Origin of the sequence: Fibrobacter sp. (assembly GCF_045131395.1) — a bacterium.
GTDB lineage: Bacteria > Fibrobacterota > Fibrobacteria > Fibrobacterales > Fibrobacteraceae > Fibrobacter.
Genome location: NZ_JBGUQY010000016.1, coordinates 34,312 through 57,500, shown reverse-complemented (window position 1 = coordinate 57,500; position 23,189 = coordinate 34,312). Strand labels below are relative to the sequence as shown.

The window sequence follows — 23,189 nt, the reverse complement described above, 5'->3', positions numbered from 1 at the left end:
TTAAAGTCTTGGTCCCGTTAATCACGTTCGTATAATTGACTTTCCAAGAAATCTCTTGGACCCGTCACTAAGCACATCTCCGATTCCTTCAATCTTCCCGGCGGCCTCGCGGGCCTCCGTTTCTCGTTCGTTTCAGCTTCTCAGCCGTCCCGTTCGAGGGTGAGGCCAATTATAGAACTTTATGTGACGATTGTCAAGAGGTTTTGCGCATTTTTTTCTTTTTTTTTCACTTTTTTCCATTTTTTTGTTTTATATCCACATAATATTCAATTTATCAACATTCTGTTAACATATTTATTAAGTCTATGGTCAGTCATAGCCATTATTTTTACCCAATTTTTCTTTTCTCCCGGTTCTTTTCTATAATTCTATATATGAGTTACGAATGCAGACACCTCAGGAATACCTTCTGCAATAAACGCAAGAAGGAATGCGATCCGGGAGCTCCCGGCTGCGTTCTCCGTGGACGCTTCGTATTCCCTTTCAGTGAATCTGCCAATGACTCCGGCAAGAACAAGTCAAAACCCAACAAGGATTAATCCGCCTTGTTCAAGACCGGCTACATTCTCGAGAAAGTTCTTTATAGACTCCTGCTGGCATCCGGCTGGAAACGAAATGTGGTACAAGCTAATTTGAATTATGCCCAGTCTACTCACTCGAAAATAATTTATACTAAAGAATATAGACAAATTATTTCTAACCTGTCTCGACACGTCAGCGATATCCTTTTTGACTTCGGTTCATTTAAAAAATTGCCGCACGATTTCAATAGCTATCCCTTCAAGCAAAACCATATTACATACAAACTTTCAGACGGCAGCGAATCCGTTCTAGAAAAGATGCGCGAAGGCGGAATATTCTTAACTGCACACTATGGTAACTACGAGGCAATTGGCCCTTGGCTTTGCCGCCTAGGTATTCCGCTCAAGGCAAGCTACATACCGTTAAAGCCCGCAATGCTCAACCGCATTGTCGAAAACAGAATCCGTTCCGTAGACCAAAGAAATTATTCAGTGAACGCCAGGAACCCCCGCGAGTTTCTGCGGCTCCTTGACGAGAAAAATTTGTTCTGCCTATTGATGGATCAAGATAGCCGAATCGAAAGTGCCGCCAAGGCAACATTCCTCGGAAAACAGGTACACGTCAATCCGCTGCCGGACTTTTTGCTGAAACACCGCCCGGGAACTCCCGTATTTATCTGCTGGCTCGAAGAACCTAAATCCAGGAACGAAAGGATTCTTCACGCAATAGAGGCAACACCTATAAACGGCAGCATAAACGATACGTTCAACCGCTGGCTCGAAAACCGAATTGCAGAAAATCCTGCTCTTTGGTATGGATGGACCCACCGACGCTTTTTCAGCTGCAATCCGGAAATTTATAGCAAGTGATTTAGTGCAAAATGATATTCCAAATTGGAATATACTGTAATACCTTTTTTTCAAAAAATTATATATATGAATAATTGGGTTATAAATGCAGATACTTGAAAACGAAAATATTTTCAATATAGAAGATGCGAAGGTGGTTCAGCCTATCGCGAAGCGCAAGCTCGTTCTCGTAAAAATAAAAGGCAACGCCTTAAAGAAATTCCGCTCGCTGCTTTCTGAACAGTATCCTATCGTAGATGTGGAATCCGAAGATGAAGCCCTGCAGCTAGTAGACAAAAAACACGACAGCATTTCTGCCGTCCTCTTCAACGTGGAGCTGTGCAAGAAAAGTGGTTTCTGGTTACAGCAAAAACTGAACGAAGACAAAAGGTTCGTGGGCATTCCCAATATCGCCGTTTCTGCAGTCCCGAATTCCGAAGACTACAAGCTTTGCATTGCTGCGGGCGCGAACGAGTATTTCGAGCCGCCATTCCAGAAAGAACTGATTCATCTCCGGATTACCAACTGCATCAAAGGCAAGGACTCCGCAACTTTCTCGGAAGTTGAAAAAATCCTGAAGGAACTGCCATCCAATATATACCTGAAAGATGCCGAAGGCAAGTACGTCTTTGCAACGCACTACTGGCATCACCTGCATACCGAAAACGACCCGAACTGGACCATCCGCGGAAAGACGGATTTGGAAATCCGCGAAGACAAGGAAAACGCCCTGAAGGCCATGGAGTCCGACAAGGAACTTTTGCGCACGGGCAAGGGTACCAATTACGTGATCAAGGAAGAAGGTGAAGACGGTGCCGAATACCTGGAACTGATCAAGCGTCCCGTCTTTGACGAAAACGGAAAAGTCAACGGCATTATCGCCCTGATCAATAACGTGACGGAAGTTCAGCTGATGAAATTGCAGCTGGAAAAACGTTCCAAGACAGATTCCCTTACCGGGCTCTTGAACAAGCAAGAAACAGAAAGCGAAATTAACAATATCATCAACAACGCCACGGACGACACCAGCGGCGCACTCATGATGATCGATGTAGACAAGTTCAAGGACATCAACGATTCATTCGGTCACGCCGCCGGAGACCGGGTGCTGACCGCTATCGGGAATATATTGCAGAGAACCTTCAAGGGAATGGATATCAAGGGCCGCATCGGTGGCGACGAATTCATGGTCTACCTGCGCGATGTTCAAAAGAGCGAAACCGCCCTTAAACTCGCGACAAAAATTTCGGACAAAGTAAAACGCCTTTTCCCCCGTGAACCTTTAGGTAGCTGCGTTTCACTTTCAATAGGGATATCCATATTCCCCGAACACGGGAAAAAATTCGAAGACCTTTACCGGGCTGCAGACACTGCACTTTACCACGTGAAGGAACACGGCAGGAATTTTCACAAGGTGTTTTCACCGGATCTGAAGAATCTGCAGAAGTAGCCTTGCGTTCCGGACGCATTCCCGGAAAATCTTCGTCTGTCCAGAATTTAGAATACCAGCAAAGGTAAATGAGCATCAGGACTGTAAAGCCTGCGATGCAGAACAGTTTGAACAACATAACAGTTGTCGCATAATCGGTAAGTGTGTACATTCTAACCCCGTAGTGGAAACCCACAACACACCAAAAACCACGCCAAATATATAATTGCGGCGTGGTTCATGTCAAACCGATTTGATTACAATATTCTAGTAATAATTACACTAAATAGCTTACCGAAAAACGGCTAGTTATTATTGGTATTGGTGCGCATGCCGGCAGCTTCGAAAGTTGCCTTGTTTTTCGGATCGGGAACGGCAACCGCAGTAATCCAGTTGTATTCGGCAATGCCGGCGAGACCGACGCGGGCGCAGAGCTGGTCGCGGGCCACATTGTAGGCATTGAGGATCTGGATCTTTTCGGTATCGTTAGCCTTGTCGATTCTTTCGGACCAACGGACTCCGAGTTCCACGAGGGCGGCACTGGTCTTCACATAGAGCCTTGCCTTTTCGGCAGTGATTTCCGAAGAGGAAGGGGCAGTGAAGGCATCGACCTGCACGATAGGCACGGTCTTGGGAGTGGATGCCTGTACCTGGTTCATTTCAGGTACGTTATCGTCAGCGCTATCGCAAGCGACAAACACCGGAGTTACGAAAAAAGAGGCGATCATCAACAACGCCACTTTTAGGATTCGTCTTGACATATCAGCCTCTTTTTCAAAATACTAGCGGCTTGTGGGCTCGAACCACAGACCTGCGGATTATGATTCCGACGCTCTACCAACTGAGCTAAGCCGCCAAATTTTTCCCAAATTTAGTCAAATAGTTTTAAAAATTCAAGGGGTCTATTCAAAATAAACTGTAGTTTCTACATTTTTTTCGCCCCATTCGATCAGTTGCCACCCTGGATCGGCACTTTTCAAATTAAAATAGGGCATACCGGGATCAATCTGGAACTGGGTTGCCGGTGCAACGTGCACAACCTGACGACCCATATTCACTTCGAAATGGTGATGATAATGACCAACATAGATGTGGGTCAAGTTCTTGATGCCTGCAAGAACCTGCTGCACCTCGACCATGTTTTCGAGATGGTAACGCAAGTCCATAAAGCGGTGACCGCAGAAGCAGGGCGGATGATGCATGAACAAGATAACTTCATCCTTGATCTTTGCAGCTTCGGTCTTGAGCCAGGTCAGCTGTTCCGGTGAAACATTGCCACAGGCACTGTCCAGGAAAAAGATGGTCCGGCCCTGGAGGTCGTAGCGGTAAAAACACCTGTCACCGTGAATCTTGGATTCAAGGTCAAAATGTTTCCGCATGATATTGAGGTCATCGTGGTTGCCGGGAATAATGCAGTAAGGACTCTTGTAGTCCTTGAGCAGGGAGGCAACGTATTCGTAGGCGCCCGGTTCGGAATTTTCCGAAAGGTCTCCGGACAGCACCAAAAGATCCAGGTTCTGCATGGACTTGGATTCAAGAGCCTTACGGAAATTCGCGCAAACGTCGATTCCCTGTACGAGCTCGTCCCCATTACCGATATGGATATCGGATATCTGACCTATTTTTAAGATCTTTGATGACATTTTGTTTGTACAATATAACTATTATATTGGGGCTATGATTATGATTTTTTTCATTTTTTTACTAAATGTGACCCTTATCATAGCGTTTTCAACATAATTTGGTGCATCGCCTGTGAATTGGCATTGAAAACTCACCTTCAACACTTATCAACATTGAAAAAAGTGAACAGATTGAAAGTTTTCAACATTTATTTTCATCAAATTTAGTTTTATAACTTTTTGACTGTCATTGAGTTAAGTTTTCGTTTCCACAATTATATTCACTATTCACCCTGTCAATTATCATTATCATTTATATAAATAATTGATGTTTTATAGTATGGTTGTGGATTTAAATTTTTGTCCCTTTCTTAAAAAACAAAGACCCTCTGACAAGAGGGTTCTTCGTTAAATATTTGGCTTTCTATTAAAGGAGAGCGTTTGCTTCTTTCTTAGGAGCAGCGGCCTGCTTTTCTGCAGCGGCAGGCTTGGCGTTCATCTGGCAGTTGCCCTGGAATATGGCACCTTCCTGGATGATAAGACGCTTGGTCTTGATGTTGCCTTCGTACTGGGAAGTGCTTTCGAGGATCAGCTTGTCGGAGCAGTCGATGTTACCCTTGACGGAGCCTGCAATGACAGCGGTAGTGGTCTTGATTTCACCTTCGACATAACCCTGGCGTTCGACGATGAGTTCGCCTTCGATCGTGATGCTGCCGTTGATGTTGCCTGCGACTCGAACGTCACTGTTGCCGCTGATGTCGCCCTTGATGGTCACGCTGTGGCCAATCTGGGTAATTTCCTGTTCCTTTGTAGCCATGATTTACCTCTGGTTGTTATGCGCTCGACAGCGCGGTTAATAATTTATAAAATCTTCGGGGTCCATTTCCCTGCCATCTTTGGTAATTGAGTAATGTAGGTGCGGTGCACTGCTGTTTCCCGTGTTTCCGACAGTTCCTATGATTTCACCCTTGCCGATAGAACGCCCTTTGCGGGTGCGGATATCCCTGAGATGGGAGTAGCTCGTGACGTAACCGTTCTGGTGGTCGATGACGACCGTGTTTCCCAGTTCGTCTTTCTGGCCGGCAAATTCCACGATGCCGCTACCCGACGCAAAGACGGGATCGCCGGACTGGGCAGAGAAGTCGGTCCCCAGGTGGTCGTTCTCTTCGCTGAATTTCTTGCTCACGATTCCGACGACAGGAATCACGTTGGGAATATGTTCCAGCCGGCTCCTTTCTTCCATGGACTTCCACCCGTGGATGCCTTCGTAATCCACGTTGATTTTTTCGGAAGGCGTATGGGCGAAACGGTTCTTGTCTATAAGACTGTTGATCTTGTTGGAATCGTTTTCGATGAAGGTGCCGAGGATATTCTGGATACGTTCTTCCAGGACCCAGAGGGAGTCAATTCTTGAAAAGAGTTCCTCGTAGTTGGCATTCTGCTTAGCGAGCTGGGCATTGGCGGTGCGCATGGTTTCGTACTGCACGACGATTTTTCCGATACGGCCCGCATTGTAGATGAGCACGCCAGATGCGATTATCAACAGGACAAGGAAAATTTTCAAGAAGAGCCACCACCTTGTGGAAACGCGGTACTTCTTGATTTCCTTGGAATCTTCCGGGATAATCTGTATGGTGTAATACTTGCCTTTCATTTTCGCCTATCGATTTTCCATGAGTTCCTGGATTCGGTTCAGGTCGTCCATGGAATAATAGTTAATAACGATAGTACCCTTGGATTCGCTGGAGGCGCTGGGGTTCAGTTGGACCTTCGTTCCGAAGAAGGTTTCGAGACGCATCTCGAACTGTTTCATGTCGGCGCTGAGTTCGGGCTTCGGCTTGGCTTCGACTTCGGGCTTGTGAACTTCAGGCTGGTCTTCGGGTTTAGGTTCGACTGCCGTTTCGACAGCCTGCGGCTTGGAAATGTCTTCGCCACGGGCAAGGGCTTCGATCTGGCGGACGTTCAATCCTTCATCGATGACGCGCTTGGCCAACTCTTCGGCGTTTTGAATCTTGTCGCTGCAGAGGGCGCGGGCGGCACCGCCGGAAATCTTGCCTTCTTCTATCCATAAGAGCACCTGTGCCGGCAACTTCAGCAGGCGCAGTGCGTTGGTAATGGCAGAGCGGGACTTACTCACAATCTTGGACAAGTCTTCGTGAGTATAGCCGTGGTTATCGATTAACTGTTGATAAGACTTGGCAACTTCCACCGGGTTCAGGTCGACACGCTGGATGTTTTCGATGAGTGCCCATTCGGCCATGGCCTTGTCGTCGAGGTTTTCGTAAACCTGGGCCTTGATGGTCGGAAGTCCGGCAAGCTTACTTGCGCGGGTACGGCGTTCACCGCTGATCAGCTGGTAACGGTCGCCCACCTTGCGGACAGCGATGGGCTGGATCAAGCCGTGCTGTTCGATGGATTCGGCCAGTTCCACCAGCTCGTCGTCGCTGAATACCTTACGGGGCTGGAAGGGGTTCGGGTCGATAAGGTCGACGTTGATTTCTACGACTTTTTGGGAGTTATCAACAGCGGAAGAAACTTCGGCGCCATTTTCGCCGGATTGTGGATTGGACTGTTGAATTTCTGCCGCGGCCGGTGCGGAGTGATCCTTGAGGATATCGGAAAGGCTGCGACCCAGTGCGAAAGATTTTTTACCCATTGATTACTTTCCCTTATTCAAGATTTCTTCGGCGAGTTTCATGTAGGCCTGTGCACCGCTGCTCTGCACATCGTAAAGTATAGCGGGCTTGCCATGAGAAGGAGCTTCGGAGAGTTTCACGTTTCTCGGAATCATTGCCTGGAAAACGGTATCGCTCAGGTTATCGCGGACTTCTTCGGCGACCTGCTTGCAGAGACTGAGGCGGGAATCGTACATGGTAAGAAGAGCGCCTTCGATCTTCAGGTTCGGGTTCAGGTTTTTCTGGACTTCGCGGATAGTCTTGAAAAGTTCGGTCATACCCTGCAGGGCGTAGTATTCGCACTGCACCGGGATGAGCACGCTGGTAGCTGCGGTCAGCACGTTCAGCGTCAAAAGGTTCAGGCTCGGAGGAGCGTCGATGATAATGAATTCGAAGGTCTGCTTCAGGACATTCATCACGCGTTCGAGACGGCGTTCGCGGCTCATGGCGTTCACCAGTTCGATTTCCATGACGGCGAGGTCCGGTCCGGAGGTGATGACCTTGAGGTAGTCGAGGCTCGTATCAAGGATTGCTTCTTTAATATTGTCGTAGGTGATATTGTCCGGATTGTCGGCCATGTTCAGGATTTCGTGGATATCCACATCCTGCATCTCGTTGTAGCCGAGACCCTGCGATGCGTTACCCTGGGGGTCCATATCGATAAGGAGGGTCTTCTTTTCCAATGCGGCAAAACTTGCAGCCAGGTTCACGGCCGTCGTGGTCTTACCCACGCCACCTTTCTGGTTACAGACAGCGATCACTTTACTCATTCATTACCTCGAGTGACTAAGGCGTATGTTTGTTCTTCCTGGGGCAGTGCATATTTGTATATGTGTACTGCAGGATCGTTTTCCAGGTGAACGATGTTGTTATAGCTCTTGAGCGTGAGGAATTTTCCCCCGCCGACGAGTCCCGGCTGGGCACGTTCCCAGTCGTTTTCGAAAGTCGAAAGTGCACGGCAACTCACGAAATCCAGGTAAGCAAGTCCCGAAGTTTCGAAACGCTTGCCTACGACGGTGAGGTTGTCCAGGTGCAATTTTTCCTTGGCGTACTTCATGAACTGTACGCGCATGTTGCGGGGTTCCACCGCATAGAATTCTACTTCGGGCATCACGATGGCCAGCGGGAAAATCGGGCAGCCTGCACCGGCTCCCATGTCGGCCCACTTGGCACCTGCAGGGACAGCTTTCAAAATTTCGTTCACTATATATATATAGGGAACGAGGGAATCTGCAATGTGCCTGCTTAAAAACTTTTCGGAATCCTTTGCCGAAATCAAGTTGCCGAACTGCTTGGTTTCTACTACCAAGTCGGCGAAGTCATAGAGCTTGCCCAATACGTCTTCGGACAGTTCGATACCATGTTCTTTCAAGAACTGGTTTAAAAGACTCTGTTGTTCTTTGTTTTCTCTGTAACTCAATTTTTGTTCCACGTGAAACAATCCGAACATAATTTAGTATTCCAAAATCACAAAATCAAAAAAAAGGGCTTGTGCCCTTTCACTTTTTTAAAATATTCGTGGATAAGTTTTTGATAAATGTTGAAATGATGTGAAAATAAACCTCGGTTGTGTTTCACGTGGAACGTTATTTTAGAAAATCCACGGTGTACTTTCCCTTGGTTGGGCGACCGAGGAGGTCGAAATGTTTGGCTTTTTCGGGGATGATTGCCGGGCGAACTTTGCGTTGGATGGTGGTGGTAGAATTGCTATCTACAGGGACCATGAATGTGATTAGGACTTTGCCACCATCCTGATGAGTCCTCTTTTGGATAAGGGTGTCTCCCCTAGTCTCGTACTCATATGTCATCCAAACATTATTGTCTCTATCTTTATCGTAGCACTTGTTTTCGTTATCCGCATCTTTAACGATTGTTTCTTCACCATGATCTCTGTGGAGAGTATCATTCTTAATATAGATAGTGTCATCTTCTATACCTTCTTTATAGTATAGGGAATCTTTATCGAGGAAAATGAAATATTCTGAATCGATTTCTCCATCGTCCAAGATGGTGTATTTCTTCAGGTCGCCTTCCTGCGTAACGGTGGCGGTCCTGTTCATGAGGTTCACCCTGTTTTCCCATTCTTCGGAGTCGCTGGATTTACCATATTCGATGACACTGTCCAGGTGGTTTCCGGTCCAGTAGTCTTTGGAAGCATAGATGGAGGATCCCTTATCGACGTACATGCTGTCTGTGCGGAGTCCTTCGTAGTCTTCGCTGTAGATGGTGTACAGCATTACATAGGCGTTAAATGTTGCTCGAATGCAGTCAACGGCGAAAACATCTAATGCTAGAATGGAGAGAATGAGAATGACTTTTTTCATGGGAGGAAATATAGTATAAAATGTTGAGTTGATTTTTTATCTCTTCTTATAATATATAGTGGTATATTCATTGCCGCCTGTGCAGGGGTCGGGGGCTCTGAAGTACCTGTTATTGTCGAACTTGACAGATTTCTGGATGAGGTTGTTTCCCTTCATTTCGTATTCATAGGTGCCGATGAGGAAGTTCTTTTTGTCGCTTGTTCGGATGCACTTGCTTTCGTTATTCGGATCGCGATAGATGATCCTTTGCATAGGAATCCAGTTGTTGACTTCGTGGATGGTATCGTTCTTGATGTAGAATGTCTGGTGTTGTTCCTTGTCTATATCGATATAGACGGAATCCTTTGCATGGTAGACCGTGAAGTGCCATCCTTTTTCTTTCTGGGATTTCCAGTCGTATTTCTTGACATTGCCTACCTTGGTGGAGTCGATTTCCCAGTCGGGAATGTAGGTAGATCTTTTTTCGATATTGCGGGCGCGGCAAGATTGGTACAGACCCATGCTGTCAAGATGGGCGCCTGTCCAATGATACTTGATGGTATAGACCAGGCCGTTCTGTTCCGAATATAGACTATCCGGCAACATATCACCAGCCATGACGAGTGCGTGTTCCTCGAAGTTCGTCGCAAAATAATTGAAGGTGTGTCGGATGCAGTCGACGGCCTGCACATTTAAGGCAGCTAATGCCAGAATGAATAATGTTCTCCTCATGTCCCTAATATACATTAATTTTTATGTTAGGACACTTCGTGCCCAAGAAAGGAGATGTTCCACGTGAAACACAACCAAGGTTACCAAGCAAAAATGGGCTTGCGCATTTTTATTTGGTAACCGCAGGGTGTCGGACTATGGCATAGCCATAGTCCCAACATAGCGAGCTGAAAGTCGCAAAAATATGCTTGCATATTTTTATGACCGAGCATGAGTATGTCGGGATTTGGCGAACCCAAAGACCCAACATAAAAGAACCCCTTGATAATTAGTATCAAGGGAATGGCGTTAGACGGTTATTTCGATTCGATTGCCTTCGGGGTCTAGGACCACGCTTTCATAGTACCCGTCGCCGGTGGTTCGGGGCTCCCCTACGATGGAGACTCCGTCTTCGGACATTTCTTTGGTTAGGAGGTCCACCTTTTCTTTTGAACCAACAGAAAATGAAATGTGTGCTATTCCAAGATGTTCCACGTGAAACATGCGATGGCGAGTATCGTGAGGGGGTGCTTGTACACCACCATGATCGAGCATGAGCATGTCGGACTTTGACTCTGTCAAAGTCCCAACATCGTTGTCTTGACATATGTCGGGACGGTGCATGATTTCCAGGCGGGCGCCATCTTCGAAGGTGACGAATCGGCTGGTGAATTGTTTTTTGGGATTGTGATAAAGGGGGTGAATATTTCCACCGAAATACTTCCGGTAGAATTCACAGACCTTGTCGATATCTTTTACCCAAATGGCAATATGCTCTATCTTCATAAATAACCCACTATAATATATACAAAAACAGATTGTTTTGAAACGGAGTTTTCAACATCTATTCACATAGGGATGATAATTATTATATTATAGCCGAGGTTCAATATGATAGAGATTGAAATTATTCAGGGTGATATTACCAAGCTGAATGTCGATGCCATTGTGAATGCGGCTAACTGCTCCTTGTTGGGTGGTGGCGGAGTCGATGGCGCCATTCATCGGGCGGCAGGTCCGGAACTTTTGAGGGCATGTATTCCCCTGAATGGTTGCGAGACTGGCCAGGCAAAAATTACTCCCGGGTTCAGGTTGCCGGCAAAGTTTGTCATCCATACTCCAGGACCGATCTATCGAGATGGCCAACATGGTGAACCGGCACTTCTGGAATCTTGCTATAGAAGCTGTCTTGATTTGGCGGAAGAAAACGATTGTGCGACGGTTGCCTTCCCCGCTATTTCCACTGGGGTTTATGGTTACCCCTGGGAAGCTGCTACCGAGATTGCCGTGAAGACTGTCCGGAACTTCCCGGCTCAAAAAGTCAAGAAGGTAATCTTCTGTTGCTTCTCAGCTCAAATGGAAGAAATATATAGGCGGATTGTTGCGACTTCGCATTAATTCTTTTTACTATATTATAAATAGGAATGTATCCCGGCTCATGGGTCGGAATGAACACATCGAGATTTTTAATTAAAAGGAGAAACATAATGGAAGAAGTCAAGAACTTTCTCAAGGAATGTGGCGCCTACTTCCTGGCCACGGTGGAAGGTGACCAGCCCCGTGTTCGCCCCTTCGGCACCATCGAAATTTTTGAAGGCAAGCTCTACATCCAGACCTCCAAGACCAAGGATTGCTCCAAGCAGATCCAGCAGAACGGCAAGGTCGAAATTTGCGGCATGAACAGCGAAGGCACCAAGTGGGTTCGCGTCGCCGGTACCCTGGTTCGCGATGATCGCCGTGAACCCAAGGCTCACATGCTTGACCACTATCCTGAACTCAGGTCCATGTATTCTGTCGAAGACCCTAACACCGAAGTGCTCTATTTCAAGGATGCCACTGCCACGTTCTATGCCTTCGGCGCTGCTCCGCGAGTTGTGAAATTCTAGTCATTTATCCTAGTCTTTTTCTCGGAAGAGTCCCGGCTTTTGAAGTCGGGATTTTCTTTTTTCCACTACAAAAGTAGGACTTTTGTGGATAAATTTTGTAAACATTCTATTAACAACAGATATATGGATTTCTTCAACATTTTTCAATATGGTGAATAAATTTGGGATATTTTCAATTATTGTATCAACAGGTGAATTTTATCCCGTCTAAATTTTTCAAAAAACGAAAGTTTCACGTGAAACAAATTTACACATTTGTGGATAATGTGTTTGAATTGAAAATTCACATATTTACGATTGAACATAGTATTAACTCTATATTAACATGTGTGTTGATAATCGTAAAAGATCAATGGACTGAAATGTTGACTTATCAACAGCTGAAAAGGGGTGTCGATGTATACGCATGAGTCCATTTATAAGACTATTATTTGACCACGGATTGCCCAAACAAGTCTATATTAGTAGCGAGGTTTTATAATGAAATTTGCTATTCTCGGTTGTGGGTTTATTGCCACGAAGATGGCTGAGGCTGTCAAGGCCATTGAAGCTCGCGGTATGGGTGTTGAGCCGTATGCGGTGGCATCCCGTTCCATGGACAAGGCTAAAAAGTTTGCCGATGATTATGGTTTTGAACGGGCCTACGGCAGTTACGAGGAACTTGTGAAAGACCCCCAGGTGGACCTGGTTTATGTGGCCACCCCCCACTCCGAGCATTACAACAATATTCTGCTTTGCTTGGAACACGGCAAAAACCTTCTGGTGGAAAAGGCATTTACGGCTAATGCGCTGATGGCTTCCGAGGTGGTCGCCCTTGCCGAAGAGAAGGGTGTGTTCCTGTGCGAGGCCATGTGGACCCGTTTCTTGCCGGCAGTGCAGATGGTCAAGGACTGGATTGCCGGAGGCAAGATCGGGAAGGTGAAGGGCGTGGAAGCCGACTTTTCGATGCCGCTTTCCCATATTGAGCGTTTGTGGAACCCCGCCTTGGCGGGTGGCGCCCTTTTGGACTTGGGTATTTACAGCCTGACTTTTGCGGATATTTTCTTGAATGGCGACGGCGACAACCATGTCGTAGAGACCAAGACTCACTGCGTCAAGTTCCACACGGGTGTGGATGCCACGGACTGGATTGACCTGGTTTATGCGAATGGCCAGGTGGCGCACTTGAAAACTTCCATGGTGGCGCCCCTCAAGAACGAGGGCGTGATTCACGGTACCGACGGATTTATTCGTGTGCAGAACCTGAACGACATGGTGGAAATCCAGCTGTTCGATGTTGCCGGGCAAATGGTGGAATCCAGGATTCCCCCGCGTATCGAAAACTGTTACGAGTACGAGGTGCTTGCCTGCAAGGCAGCCCTTGAAAAGGGACTGAAGGAATGTGCCGAAATGCCGCATGCGAAAACCATGCAGATGATGACGCAGATGGACAACCTGCGTTCGGCTTGGGGTGTGTCTTACCCCTTCGAGCTCTCCCCCGCTCAGGTGTGGGACCGCTCCGGCGACAAGTCCTATCTGGAAGTTTTCGATATCGAAACCGGAAAATCAGAGCTGCTCAAGGAATTTGACTGCGTGATCGAGGCACCCAACTGGAGCGCCGACGGAAAAATCCTGACTTATAATAGTAACGGTCGCATTTTCAAGTACGAAATGGAATCCGGGAAAATTTTAGAGGTTCCCTCCCATTTTGTGGACAATTGCAACAACGACCACGTGCTTTCACCCGATAACTTGGGGCTTTTTGTAAGCCATCACACCAAGGAAGACGGACTTTCTCGAATTTACAAGATTTTCTTTGACGGTCGTGCGCCGGAACTGGTGACTCCCCTTGCTCCCAGTTACCTCCACGGGGTTACGATGGATGGTCAAACTCTCGCCTATTGCGCCGAACGTCATGGTGAATACGATATCTATACCATTCCTACTGCCGGCGGTAACGAAATTCAGCTTACGACAGCCCTTGGCTTGAACGACGGTCCGGAATACGACTGCGACGGCGAATACATCTGGTTCAATTCGGTGCGGACTGGCCGCATGCAGGCCTGGCGAATGAAGGCCGACGGTTCCGAGCAGACGCAGATGACTTTCGACGCCCATTGGAACACCTGGTTCCCCCATATTTCGCCGGACCGCAAGAAAGTGGTCATGCTCGCTTACCATGAACGCGACGTGCGGCCGGGTGAGCATGTGCCCAACAAGAATGTGGAAATTCGCCTGATGACCGGTAGCGATGAAGCTGGCTGGAGCGAACCGCGTACAATCTTAAAGCTGTTCGGTGGCCAGGGAACCATCAACGTGAATTCCTGGGCGCCGGACAGTCGCCGGTTTGCGTATGTCAGGTATGAAAAGACGCGCTGATTTGGCGGCGGGTTATCCGATTATTCGCAGGTGAAACCCTGCAGTTCCAGCCCGGCACGCATCTCGCCGTAAGTCGAGGTGCGTTTCATGTCCATGGCCTTCATGAATCGGCAGTTGTTGTCGATGTGCATGCGGAAACCTGTCATGGTCGGAGTCACTTCGCCCTTGCCGCTTGCGCGCACGTGTTCAATCATCTGTTCGCGTTTGTCGCTCATTTCTGGCGGCACGAACACGTCGGTCACGATGTCGACATTTTCGATTTCGGTGGCGCCGAATACGAACGAGATGGTTACGAGATTCTTGAGGCCGTTGAACTGTCCGTTCGTCTTGCACACGAGATTCTTCGGGGAATTCCTTGATTTCTTTGCGGGCTTGGCTGCCCCTTTTTTAGGCGTGTATTGCAGGGCTGCCAGCAGTTCTTCTTCCTTGACGGCGCCGACTAACTTGTTTACAATCTTGCCGTCCTTGATAAGGAAAAATGTCGGGAACGCCTGGATGGGGAGCGATGCCTTGATTCTGTCGATGCCCGGCTCGTCGATGCCGACGGAAGCGATTTTGATGTCGCTGTAGTTTTTCGCGATGCTGATGAGAGTCGGAATCATGATGAGGCACGGCGGGCAGCTGGTAGAAGAAATTTCCAGGATGACCGGCTTCTTGGATTGCAGGATTTCGCTTTCGAAGTTGCTGTCGTTGACCTTGACGATTTTAATGTCTTCGTTGTAGGCCTGAGCGTTTTTTGCGTTGGCGTGAGTCATGGCGCCTGCCATAAAAATCATGGCGCAGGCGAAAGCTACAATTTTATTCAGTTTCATGTGAAATAATATAGGAAAAAACTATTACTCTTTTATAAAGCATAATGTATATTAGATTTTGCAAAGAGGTTTGTTGGTTTTTGCTGGGAGTGATTTTTGGAAGTCGAATTTGGAATTTTGGAGCGTAAGGAACTGAAAGAGGCCGTGGCGTTCTCGTTGAGGGCCTATGAGGACTACGCATATTTTGTGAACTTTTTCCCTGACGTAAAGGAAAGGTTGAGGGTGCTTTGGGCGGTGATGTACAGGGCATGGCTCACGACTTTTAAGAAGGCGCGTTTCTTGGTTGCCAAGGTAGACGGCAAGATGGTGGGCTTGGCGGTGCTCGAGCCCCCGCATTTCAAGAGACCGTCGGTCCTTCAGTTCTTGATTCACGGCTGGCTGCAGGTGTATTGGGGCGTGAATGTCAGGCGAATGAACAACTGGATCGCCATGGACGAGGCGGCTGGCAAGCCGTGTCACGATTACCAGAAAAGCAGTCCAGACATTTGGTATATGAGTTCGCTGACGGTGGATCCGGCTTTTCAGGGAAAAGGCGTTGGCACCAAGCTCGTCGCCTTTACGGAATATTATGTGCGCGAACGTAGCGCTGATCAGCTGATATTGTTCACGAACTCCGAGAAAAATCTGGCGTTCTACAAGAACCGCGGTTTTGAGGTGTTTCACGAGTGCGAAATTGCCCATGACGGTAAAATCATGGGCAGTTGGAGCGTAAAGAAAAAGGTGTGAATTATTCTAATATCACCTTGTAAGCTTCGATGAGTTTTTCTAGTGAAACAGCGCAGTTGGCGGGCGATGTGGACGGGAGCTTGATGGCTTCAATGCCGACATCATTTACACAGAATTTTTTGTACAAGTTGTAGGCAGTAGCGCCGGTGCAGAAGATGCGTGAAACCTTTGATTTCTTTACGAGTTCGCCGATGTTGTTGACGACGGGGTCTTCGATGCTTGTGTCGCTGGCGCCTACGATGGTGCAGCTGTCCAGAACATCCCACAGGGCGATGTGATGCTTCTTGAGCATGGCCTTTTTTTGCGGGATGGTTTCGGGAATATCTTCGCCGAGGACGGCAGCCATGACTTTCCAGAATCGGTTTTGCGGGTGCCCGTAGTAGAATGCCATTTCCCGCGACTTGGGCGAGGGAATGGAGCCGAGCATGAGCACTTGCGATTCACGGTCGTACAGGGCCGGGAATTCGTGGGTGACGCGGGTGCGCGTGGCTTTGCTGGCGGGCTTTTTCATGGCTTTAAAGATACTATATTTTTCGCATGAAAATCAAGATTTTGTTTGTGTGCCACGGGAACATTTGCCGAAGCCCCATGGCTGAATTCGTGATGAAAAAGCTGGTGGGGAATTCCGAGGATTTTGAGATAGCGAGCGCTGCGACAAGTACCGAAGAAATCGGGAACCCTGTGTATCCGCCGGCGCGCCGCATGCTTGCCATGCACGGCATCGATTGCAGCGGCAAAACGGCTCGCCAGATGACCGCCCGCGACTATGAATATTACGACTACATCGTGCTCATGGACCGTAACAATTTGCGCAACCTGCGCTGGATTTTGCCTGCCGACGTGTACACGCGTGAAACAGCGGGCCCGGTGGAAAACCGGAAGGTTTCGCTGTTGATGGATTGGGTCGGCAAGAGCCGCGATGTGGCGGACCCCTGGTATACAGGCGATTTTGTTGCAACTTGGGACGATGTAAATGAGGGTTGCAAGGCCATGCTTGCCCAGATTAAGCCCCTGTTTCAAGACTAAACGATTTTGAATTGGCATGTTATTTGCTAAATTATCCCCGTAATTTTTTAATCAGTGTCCGCGGGCAGTGCCCTCGGCCGTAAAAAGGAAAAAGATGAGTATAGTCGATACCGTTCTTCATAAGATCTTTGGTACCCCTCACGAACGTAAGGTCAAGCAGCTGCGCCCGGTAATTGCCGAAATCCACAAGGCCCGCGAAGCCCTGGAAGCTCTGGATGACGCCGCCCTTGCCGCCAAGAGCGCAGAATTCCGCGAAAAACTCAAGAACGGTGCTACCCTTGACGATATCAAGGTCGAAGCCTTTGCCGTGTGCCAAGAAGCTTGCGACCGCCGCCTGGGTATCTTCAATATCTTTAAGCCGGAAAACAACTTTGACTTTAGCCGCCTGGGCCCTGAACTCCAGGAATCGGTGAATGCCGCGAAGGCCGAACTTGCCGCCGGCAAGAACGAATGGGAAGTTTACCTGCCCGCCTCCGTGTACGCCAAGGTTCGCGAACTGTACCCTGAATCGGTGAAGCCCTTCCGCATGATGCCTTTCGACGTGCAGATGATCGGTGGCCTGGTGCTCCACGAAGGTGCCATTGCCGAAATGGCGACCGGTGAAGGTAAGACCCTTGCTGCCGCCTTGCCCGTTTACTTGAACGGTCTTTCCGGTCACGGCGTGCACGTGGTGACGGTGAACGACTACCTGGCTGGCCGTGACGCCAAGCAGATGGGTATGGTCTATAAGTTCCTGGGCCTCACGGTGGGCTTGATTGTGAACGGCCTTAGCCCCGAAGAACGCCGCGTGAGCTACAACTCCGACGTAACTTACGGTACCAACAACGAATTCGGCTTCGACTACCTGCGCGACAACATGGCTGTGGAACCGAACCACTTGGTGCAGCGCGAACTCAACTTCTGTATCGTCGACGAAGTGGACTCCATCTTGATTGACGAAGCCCGTACGCCGCTTATTATTAGTGGTCCGGCCGAAGACGCTACCGAAAAGTACGCCAAGGCAAACGAAATTGCCAAGCAGCTTATCAAGAACAAGGACTTCTCGGTCGACGAAAAGGACAAGAACATCCAGCTGACCGAAAAGGGCGTGAACCACATTCAGGAACTCATGCACATTACGAACCTGTACGGCGAACATGCCGACTGGGTGCACTTCTTGGATAACGCCCTGAAGGCTTGGTACCTTTACGAAAAGGACGTGGACTACATCGTCCGCGATACCGAAATCATCATCGTTGACGAAAACACGGGCCGTCTCATGGAAGGCCGCCGTTACAGCAACGGTATGCACCAGGCTATCGAAGCCAAGGAAGGCGTGCAGATCCGTCGCGAAAACCAGACCCTTGCAACGATTACGTTCCAGAACTACTTCCGCATGTACAAGAAGCTTTCGGGTATGACGGGTACCGCCGAAACCGAAGCTACGGAATTCATCAAGATTTACAACATGAACACTTGGGTGATTCCCACCAACAAGCCCTGCGTACGTAAGGACCTGCAGGACATGGTGTACAAGTCTGAAGATGCCAAGTGGCGCGCCATTGTGGCCGAAATCAAGGAACGTCATGAAAAGGGCCAGCCGCTGCTCGTTGGTACGGCCTCTATCGAAAAGTCCGAACACTTGCATGGCCTCCTGGAGAAGGAAGGCATCCCGCACGAAGTGTTGAACGCCAAGAACCATGGTCGCGAAGCCGAAATCATTCAGTATGCCGGTCACAAGGACAAGGTGACGATTGCAACCAACATGGCCGGTCGTGGTACCGACATTGCCCTTGGCCCGGGAGTTACCGAGCTGGGTGGCTTGCATGTGCTTGGTACCGAACGTCACGAATCTCGTCGTATTGACAACCAGTTGCGCGGTCGTTCTGGCCGTCAGGGCGACCCGGGTTCTAGCCAGTACTTCCTTAGCCTCGACGATAACCTGATGCGTATCTTCGGTGGCGATAGCGTGAAGAATTTGATGACCCGCTTTGGCGTGGGCGAAGACGAAGTGATTACCCACCCGATCGTTTCCCGTTCCATCCGTGGTGCACAGCGCCGCGTGGAAGGCCAGAGCTTCGATATCCGTAAGCACTTGCTGGACTACGATAACGTGATGAATGAACAGCGTAAGGTGATTTACGGCCTGCGCCGTCGCATTCTGAACGGCGAAGACATCAGCGAAGAAATCATGAACCGCATCGAAGATGCCTGCGATATCAAGGTGTCTAGCTACATTCCGGCCAAGACTTATGCCGAAGCCTGGAACCTGGAAGGCCTGCATATCGACTTGCAGCGCAGCCTGGGCATGGAATACAACCTGACGCTGGAAGATGCCATGAGCAAGACGCCGGAACAGGTGCTCGATGAAATCATCGGCATTTGCAAGGCCCGCTACGAAAAGCTCACGAAGATTATTCCGGAAGCCGACTTCCGCCAGATTGAACGCCGCTTCTTGTTGATGACCATTGACCAGGTGTGGAAGGAACACTTGTACGCCATGGACCAGCTGAAGGATTCTATCCGCTTCCACGGATACGCCCAGAAGGATCCGCTGATGGTTTACAAGAACGAAGGTTACAAGCTGTTCGAAGGCTGCATGGAAAAGATTGCAACCCTTACGGCTCTCCGCATTCTGAACATCCGCATTACGCTCCCGAACGGTGTGACTGTTTCTCCGGACCAGTTGCAGCTCAAGAGCAAGGAACAGGTCGAAGCAGAACGCAAGGCTGCCGAAGAAGCTGCCGCTCAGAATGCCGCTGAAGCCCCGGCCGAAGCACCTGCTGAAAATGCCGAAGAACCGGCCGAACAGTTGAGCGCCGAAGGCGCAAAGCCTGCTGGTCTCGCAGGCACTGCCGCTACTTCTGAAACCAATGCGATTTCTGAAGAACAGCAGGAAGCCCAGCCCATGCCGCAGTCCGCACTTCCGGGCACCCGTCAGGTGAACCCTGCGTTGGTCGCCGCTGCTCGCCGTCGCGCTCAGCAGCAGGCTCCGAAGCTCGGTCGCAATGATCCGTGCTGGTGCGGTTCTGGCCTCAAGTACAAGAAGTGCCACGGCAAGGACTTGGAGTAATTTGTATTTAAAATAGCCGCAGCTTTAACGCTGCGGCTTTTTTGCTACTGTAGGAGAATCTATGAAGAAAAGCTTTATATGCGTCGTGATGGCTGCTTTTATGGCTGCATCTTGCTTTGTGGCTTGCGGCGACGATGACTCTTCGTCAGAATCCGTAACCGTTCCGGAAAACGAATCTGACGACGATCAGGACTCGAGCTCTTCGGAAATCTCGAGTTCTTCGGAGAAATCCGGTAATGCAAAGGACAAGTCCAGTTCTTCGACCGGGTCTAGTTCCTCGACTAAGTCCAGCAGCAGCGAAACGGACGAAAGCGATTTCCTGGCGAGCAAGTACGCGGACGAATGCGATGAAAGTAAAACTCCGGACGTCTGCACCAACAACAAGGATGGCATCGGCATCATCAAGGCCTGTATCAAGGGAAGGCTAATCGAATACAGCTGCAGGACCGCCGCCTGCAACGAAAAAGGCGATGATTGCGACATGAATATGTCCAGGAACGAATGCAACGAAGATACGCCGTCTGTCTGCACCAACAACAAGGACGGTATCGGTATCATCAAGACTTGCGTCAGGGGACAACTGATCGAATACAGTTGTCGGTCCGTTTCCTGTAACGAGGAAGGCTCTGGCTGCGGCGAATGTGTGAACAACGTAAGCACCTGTACCGACGACAAGGATTTCAGGGGAACGGTCACCAAATGCGAGAACGGGAAAAAGCAAGAGAAAAAGTGCGGCAACGTGTCTTGCGACGGAGACAAGTGCGGAATATGCAGGAACTATGATAAAACCTGCGAAAATGACGAAAATGGTGTCGGCGTCATGTCGCAATGTGTAAACGGGAAGCCCAGTTCCGTGATGACCGAGCAATGCGAACACGGATTTTCGTGCAAGCGCACCAAGGTGGGCGAGAACGAGGATGGTTTTTTCCAAATGAAGTTTACCAGGTGCGGGGAATGCCTGGAAGGTGAACTTAGATGTGCAAATGACCCTTCTGGCAATGGCGTCATGTACCGTTGCTACGAAGGAGAGTGGCACGAAATCAATGGTAGTGATGGATTCAGCACATGCATGTACGGTGATGACGGTTATTTGATATTGGACACGCTAGAGAATGGGAGTTATGTTTGCGGCAAGCGATTCACTACACTTGACACAGGAAGATACAATCATAAATCTTTTGGTAGGTATTCAGATATAACGTTAACAGGGTATTATCCAATCACGCAAAAAGTTCAAACCTTTACAACTACTATGGCCGCAAAGGATGCTAATTGGAACAGTCGCGTTTCGTGTGATGCGGACGGAAAAATGCTCGGTGTATGTCACAATTCGGTTCGTCTGTGCGTTAACGAAGAACGCGGTAAAAATGGATACTTGATCGTATGCCAGGGCGGCAGGCTTATGGACTTTGACGGCGACGGTGACAACATTGCCTGCCATTGCCAGGAATACGGTAATAATAATGGTGGCTGTTCGTCGGGTTCTAACTGCTATGCGGGACAAACTGCGGTGACCGGCATGAGAATGTGCCAGCCGCCAAGGGCAGAAGACAAGACCGGATTTGAAATTGAAGACGATCCAGATTACGAATATGGAAACTAGTCAAAACCCGAAGGAAGGTGGAAAAGAAATGAAAGCAAGAATTCTATGCGTTGGCCTTTTCGCTGTACTGATGGCTACATCCTTGGTAGCCTGTGGTGGCGACGATGAATCTTCGGCAGAATCCGTAACCGTCCCGGAAATCGAAGCTGCCGATGACCTGGACTCCTGTGGCAAATCCAATGAAGGCGATACCGTGTATGTCGCCGAAGAAAATGTGTACCTCCTTTGCCACGAAAGCGAGTGGAAGGAGATTGTTCTCCCGGATAGTGTCGAGGTCAAGACTGAAAAGAAGTCGAGTTCCTCCACGAAATCCGGTGACGTGAAGGACAAGTCCAGTTCTTCGGCGAAGTCCAGCAGCAGTATTGTAGAGGAATGTAAAGAAGGCGAGCCGGACGTCTGTACCAACAACAAGGACGGAATCGGCATTATCAAGACCTGTATCCGGGGAAAGTCGATTGAATACAGCTGCAGGACCGCTGCCTGCAACGAGAAAGGCGACGACTGCGACATGAACATGTCCAAGATCGAATGCTCGGAAGACGACACGCCGGCTGTCTGCACCAACGACGGAAAGGGAATCGGTACTGTCAAGGCCTGCATCAAGGGAAGGAAGGTCGAATATAGTTGCCGGTCCGTTTCCTGTAACGAGGATGGCAATGGTTGCGGCGAGTGCGTGAACAACGTGAGCACCTGTACCGACGACGCAGAATTCAAGGGAACGGTCACGAAGTGCGAAGGCGGAAAAAAGATAGAGGAAGCGTGCGGCAATGTATCTTGCGACGGGAATAGTTGCGGAACATGTCTGAACTATGAAAAGCAATGCTCCAATGACATCGATGGTGCCGGTCGCGTAACGCAGTGCGTCAATGGAAGGTTCGGTTCCACCATGATGACCGAGCAATGCGAAAACGGATACTCGTGCAAGCGCACACATGTAGGCGATTATACAGATGATGACGGTAAATCGCACTGGTTTATGAAACTCGTCTCGTGCGGGGAATGCCAGGATGGCGACCATAAATGCGTGAATGACGAATTTGACAATGGCGTCATGTACCGTTGCTACGAAGGGACGTGGGTCGAGGTGAGGGGTGCTTTCGATGGGAGATATTCGGTAGGATATACATATGATGAAGAAGGTCGTATGTTAGGCAAAAATTGCGGAGAAAACGGAGAATATTTCTGTCCAGACTCTACTATATATGTACAGGACACAGGGAGATACAATCATCATTCCGATTATAAGTTTGCAAATATAACGCTAACAGGATATTATCCAATCACGCTAAAAGTTGAAAGCTTTACAACTACTATGGCCGCAAGGGATTCAAGTTGGAATCCTCGCGTTTCGTGCGATGCGGACGGAAAAATGCTCGGTGTATGTCACAATTCGATTCGTTACTGCATTAACGAACAACGCGGACAGCGTGGATACTTGATCGTATGCCAGGGTGGCAGGCTTATGGATTTTGACGGTAATGGCGACAACATTGCCTGCCATTGCCAAGAATCCGGTAATAATAATGCTGGCTGCTCGTCAAGCCGTAACTGTTATGCGGCAAATGAGAATGTGACCGGTAAGGCGATGTGTGCACCGCCGAGTAGCTATTGACAAG

Annotated in this window: 23 protein-coding genes, 1 tRNA gene and 1 pseudogene; 12 read left to right on the top strand and 13 right to left on the bottom strand. The window is 48.9% G+C overall.

Features of this window, described 5'->3' with window-relative positions:
* Nucleotides 1-374: 374 nt before the first annotated feature.
* The 3 genes from ACJMNB_RS05405 (at nt 375) to ACJMNB_RS05395 (ending at nt 2,820) form a co-directional block, all read left to right on the top strand.
* Complete coding sequence (locus tag ACJMNB_RS05405) at nt 375-539, top strand: hypothetical protein (protein WP_405339738.1); 165 nt, start codon at nt 375-377, stop codon at nt 537-539.
* Nucleotides 540-617: 78 nt separating this feature from the next.
* On the top strand, nt 618-1,391 hold the full coding sequence (locus ACJMNB_RS05400) for a lysophospholipid acyltransferase family protein (RefSeq protein ID WP_405339736.1): 774 nt from the start codon (nt 618-620) through the stop codon (nt 1,389-1,391).
* 85 nt (nt 1,392-1,476) lie between these two features.
* On the top strand, nt 1,477-2,820 hold the full coding sequence (locus tag ACJMNB_RS05395; RefSeq protein ID WP_405339734.1) for a diguanylate cyclase domain-containing protein: 1,344 nt from the start codon (nt 1,477-1,479) through the stop codon (nt 2,818-2,820).
* 284 nt (nt 2,821-3,104) lie between these two features.
* Here ACJMNB_RS05395 and ACJMNB_RS05390 read toward each other — a convergent pair whose 3' ends face one another.
* From ACJMNB_RS05390 to ACJMNB_RS05340, 11 genes are all read right to left on the bottom strand, one after another.
* Nucleotides 3,105-3,560 (bottom strand): hypothetical protein, encoded by a 456-nt coding sequence (locus tag ACJMNB_RS05390; protein ID WP_405339731.1) that lies wholly within the window; start codon nt 3,558-3,560, stop codon nt 3,105-3,107.
* 22 nt (nt 3,561-3,582) lie between these two features.
* Nucleotides 3,583-3,655 (bottom strand) — tRNA-Met (locus tag ACJMNB_RS05385).
* A gap of 46 nt (nt 3,656-3,701) precedes the next feature.
* Nucleotides 3,702-4,442: a metallophosphoesterase family protein gene (locus ACJMNB_RS05380; protein ID WP_405339729.1), complete on the bottom strand. Its 741-nt coding sequence runs from the start codon at nt 4,440-4,442 to the stop codon at nt 3,702-3,704.
* A gap of 406 nt (nt 4,443-4,848) precedes the next feature.
* Nucleotides 4,849-5,238, bottom strand: a complete 390-nt coding sequence (locus tag ACJMNB_RS05375) for a polymer-forming cytoskeletal protein (protein ID WP_405339727.1) — start codon at nt 5,236-5,238, stop codon at nt 4,849-4,851.
* A 36-nt stretch (nt 5,239-5,274) separates the two neighbouring features.
* Entirely contained in the window at nt 5,275-6,075 is an 801-nt protein-coding gene (locus tag ACJMNB_RS05370; protein ID WP_405339725.1) for a M23 family metallopeptidase, read from the bottom strand.
* A gap of 6 nt (nt 6,076-6,081) precedes the next feature.
* Nucleotides 6,082-7,077 carry a ParB/RepB/Spo0J family partition protein gene (locus tag ACJMNB_RS05365; RefSeq protein ID WP_405339723.1) on the bottom strand — a complete coding sequence of 332 codons (996 nt, stop codon included), beginning with the start codon at nt 7,075-7,077 and terminating at the stop codon, nt 6,082-6,084.
* 3 nt (nt 7,078-7,080) lie between these two features.
* Nucleotides 7,081-7,866 carry a ParA family protein gene (locus tag ACJMNB_RS05360; protein WP_405339721.1) on the bottom strand — a complete coding sequence of 262 codons (786 nt, stop codon included), beginning with the start codon at nt 7,864-7,866 and terminating at the stop codon, nt 7,081-7,083.
* Complete coding sequence (locus ACJMNB_RS05355) at nt 7,863-8,516, bottom strand: 16S rRNA (guanine(527)-N(7))-methyltransferase RsmG (protein ID WP_405339719.1); 654 nt, start codon at nt 8,514-8,516, stop codon at nt 7,863-7,865. The genes ACJMNB_RS05360 and ACJMNB_RS05355 overlap by 4 nt, the downstream gene beginning before the upstream one ends.
* 166 nt (nt 8,517-8,682) lie before the next feature.
* On the bottom strand, nt 8,683-9,420 hold the full coding sequence (locus ACJMNB_RS05350) for a hypothetical protein (RefSeq protein ID WP_405339717.1): 738 nt from the start codon (nt 9,418-9,420) through the stop codon (nt 8,683-8,685).
* A 36-nt stretch (nt 9,421-9,456) separates the two neighbouring features.
* A complete protein-coding gene (locus tag ACJMNB_RS05345) occupies nt 9,457-10,131 on the bottom strand; it encodes a hypothetical protein (protein WP_405339715.1) in 675 nt (224 codons plus the stop codon).
* Nucleotides 10,132-10,419: 288 nt separating this feature from the next.
* The gene (locus tag ACJMNB_RS05340; protein ID WP_405339713.1) at nt 10,420-10,896 is read right to left on the bottom strand and encodes a VOC family protein; all 477 of its coding nucleotides are present in this window, start codon (nt 10,894-10,896) and stop codon (nt 10,420-10,422) included.
* Nucleotides 10,897-11,001: 105 nt separating this feature from the next.
* On the opposite strand from ACJMNB_RS05340, the gene ACJMNB_RS05335 reads away from it, so the two are divergent.
* From ACJMNB_RS05335 to ACJMNB_RS05320, 4 genes and pseudogenes are all read left to right on the top strand, one after another.
* Complete coding sequence (locus ACJMNB_RS05335; RefSeq protein WP_405339711.1) at nt 11,002-11,508, top strand: O-acetyl-ADP-ribose deacetylase; 507 nt, start codon at nt 11,002-11,004, stop codon at nt 11,506-11,508.
* A gap of 89 nt (nt 11,509-11,597) precedes the next feature.
* Nucleotides 11,598-11,996, top strand: coding sequence for a pyridoxamine 5'-phosphate oxidase family protein (locus tag ACJMNB_RS05330; protein WP_405339709.1), 399 nt, complete (start codon nt 11,598-11,600; stop codon nt 11,994-11,996).
* 480 nt (nt 11,997-12,476) lie between these two features.
* Nucleotides 12,477-13,214: pseudogene (locus ACJMNB_RS05325) on the top strand (Gfo/Idh/MocA family protein); the annotation flags it as partial.
* Between the two features lie 207 nt (nt 13,215-13,421).
* Nucleotides 13,422-14,354, top strand: coding sequence for a TolB family protein (locus tag ACJMNB_RS05320; protein WP_405339740.1), 933 nt, complete (start codon nt 13,422-13,424; stop codon nt 14,352-14,354).
* 20 nt (nt 14,355-14,374) lie between these two features.
* Here the strand turns inward: ACJMNB_RS05320 and ACJMNB_RS05315 are convergent, their stop codons facing one another.
* Nucleotides 14,375-15,166 carry a thioredoxin family protein gene (locus ACJMNB_RS05315; protein ID WP_405339707.1) on the bottom strand — a complete coding sequence of 264 codons (792 nt, stop codon included), beginning with the start codon at nt 15,164-15,166 and terminating at the stop codon, nt 14,375-14,377.
* Nucleotides 15,167-15,262: 96 nt separating this feature from the next.
* On the opposite strand from ACJMNB_RS05315, the gene ACJMNB_RS05310 reads away from it, so the two are divergent.
* The gene (locus ACJMNB_RS05310; protein ID WP_405339705.1) at nt 15,263-15,892 is read left to right on the top strand and encodes a GNAT family N-acetyltransferase; all 630 of its coding nucleotides are present in this window, start codon (nt 15,263-15,265) and stop codon (nt 15,890-15,892) included.
* A 1-nt stretch (nt 15,893) separates the two neighbouring features.
* Here the strand turns inward: ACJMNB_RS05310 and ACJMNB_RS05305 are convergent, their stop codons facing one another.
* Nucleotides 15,894-16,403, bottom strand: a complete 510-nt coding sequence (locus tag ACJMNB_RS05305; protein WP_405339703.1) for a DNA-deoxyinosine glycosylase — start codon at nt 16,401-16,403, stop codon at nt 15,894-15,896.
* Nucleotides 16,404-16,429: 26 nt separating this feature from the next.
* On the opposite strand from ACJMNB_RS05305, the gene ACJMNB_RS05300 reads away from it, so the two are divergent.
* The 4 genes from ACJMNB_RS05300 (at nt 16,430) to ACJMNB_RS05285 (ending at nt 23,185) form a co-directional block, all read left to right on the top strand.
* Complete coding sequence (locus tag ACJMNB_RS05300) at nt 16,430-16,918, top strand: low molecular weight protein-tyrosine-phosphatase (protein WP_405339701.1); 489 nt, start codon at nt 16,430-16,432, stop codon at nt 16,916-16,918.
* Between the two features lie 94 nt (nt 16,919-17,012).
* Nucleotides 17,013-19,970 (top strand): preprotein translocase subunit SecA, encoded by a 2,958-nt coding sequence (gene secA, locus ACJMNB_RS05295; protein ID WP_405339699.1) that lies wholly within the window; start codon nt 17,013-17,015, stop codon nt 19,968-19,970.
* Nucleotides 19,971-20,031: 61 nt separating this feature from the next.
* Complete coding sequence (locus ACJMNB_RS05290) at nt 20,032-21,573, top strand: hypothetical protein (RefSeq protein WP_405339697.1); 1,542 nt, start codon at nt 20,032-20,034, stop codon at nt 21,571-21,573.
* Complete coding sequence (locus ACJMNB_RS05285) at nt 21,563-23,185, top strand: hypothetical protein (RefSeq protein WP_405339695.1); 1,623 nt, start codon at nt 21,563-21,565, stop codon at nt 23,183-23,185. The genes ACJMNB_RS05290 and ACJMNB_RS05285 overlap by 11 nt, the downstream gene beginning before the upstream one ends.
* The last annotated feature ends 4 nt before the right edge of the window (nt 23,186-23,189 follow it).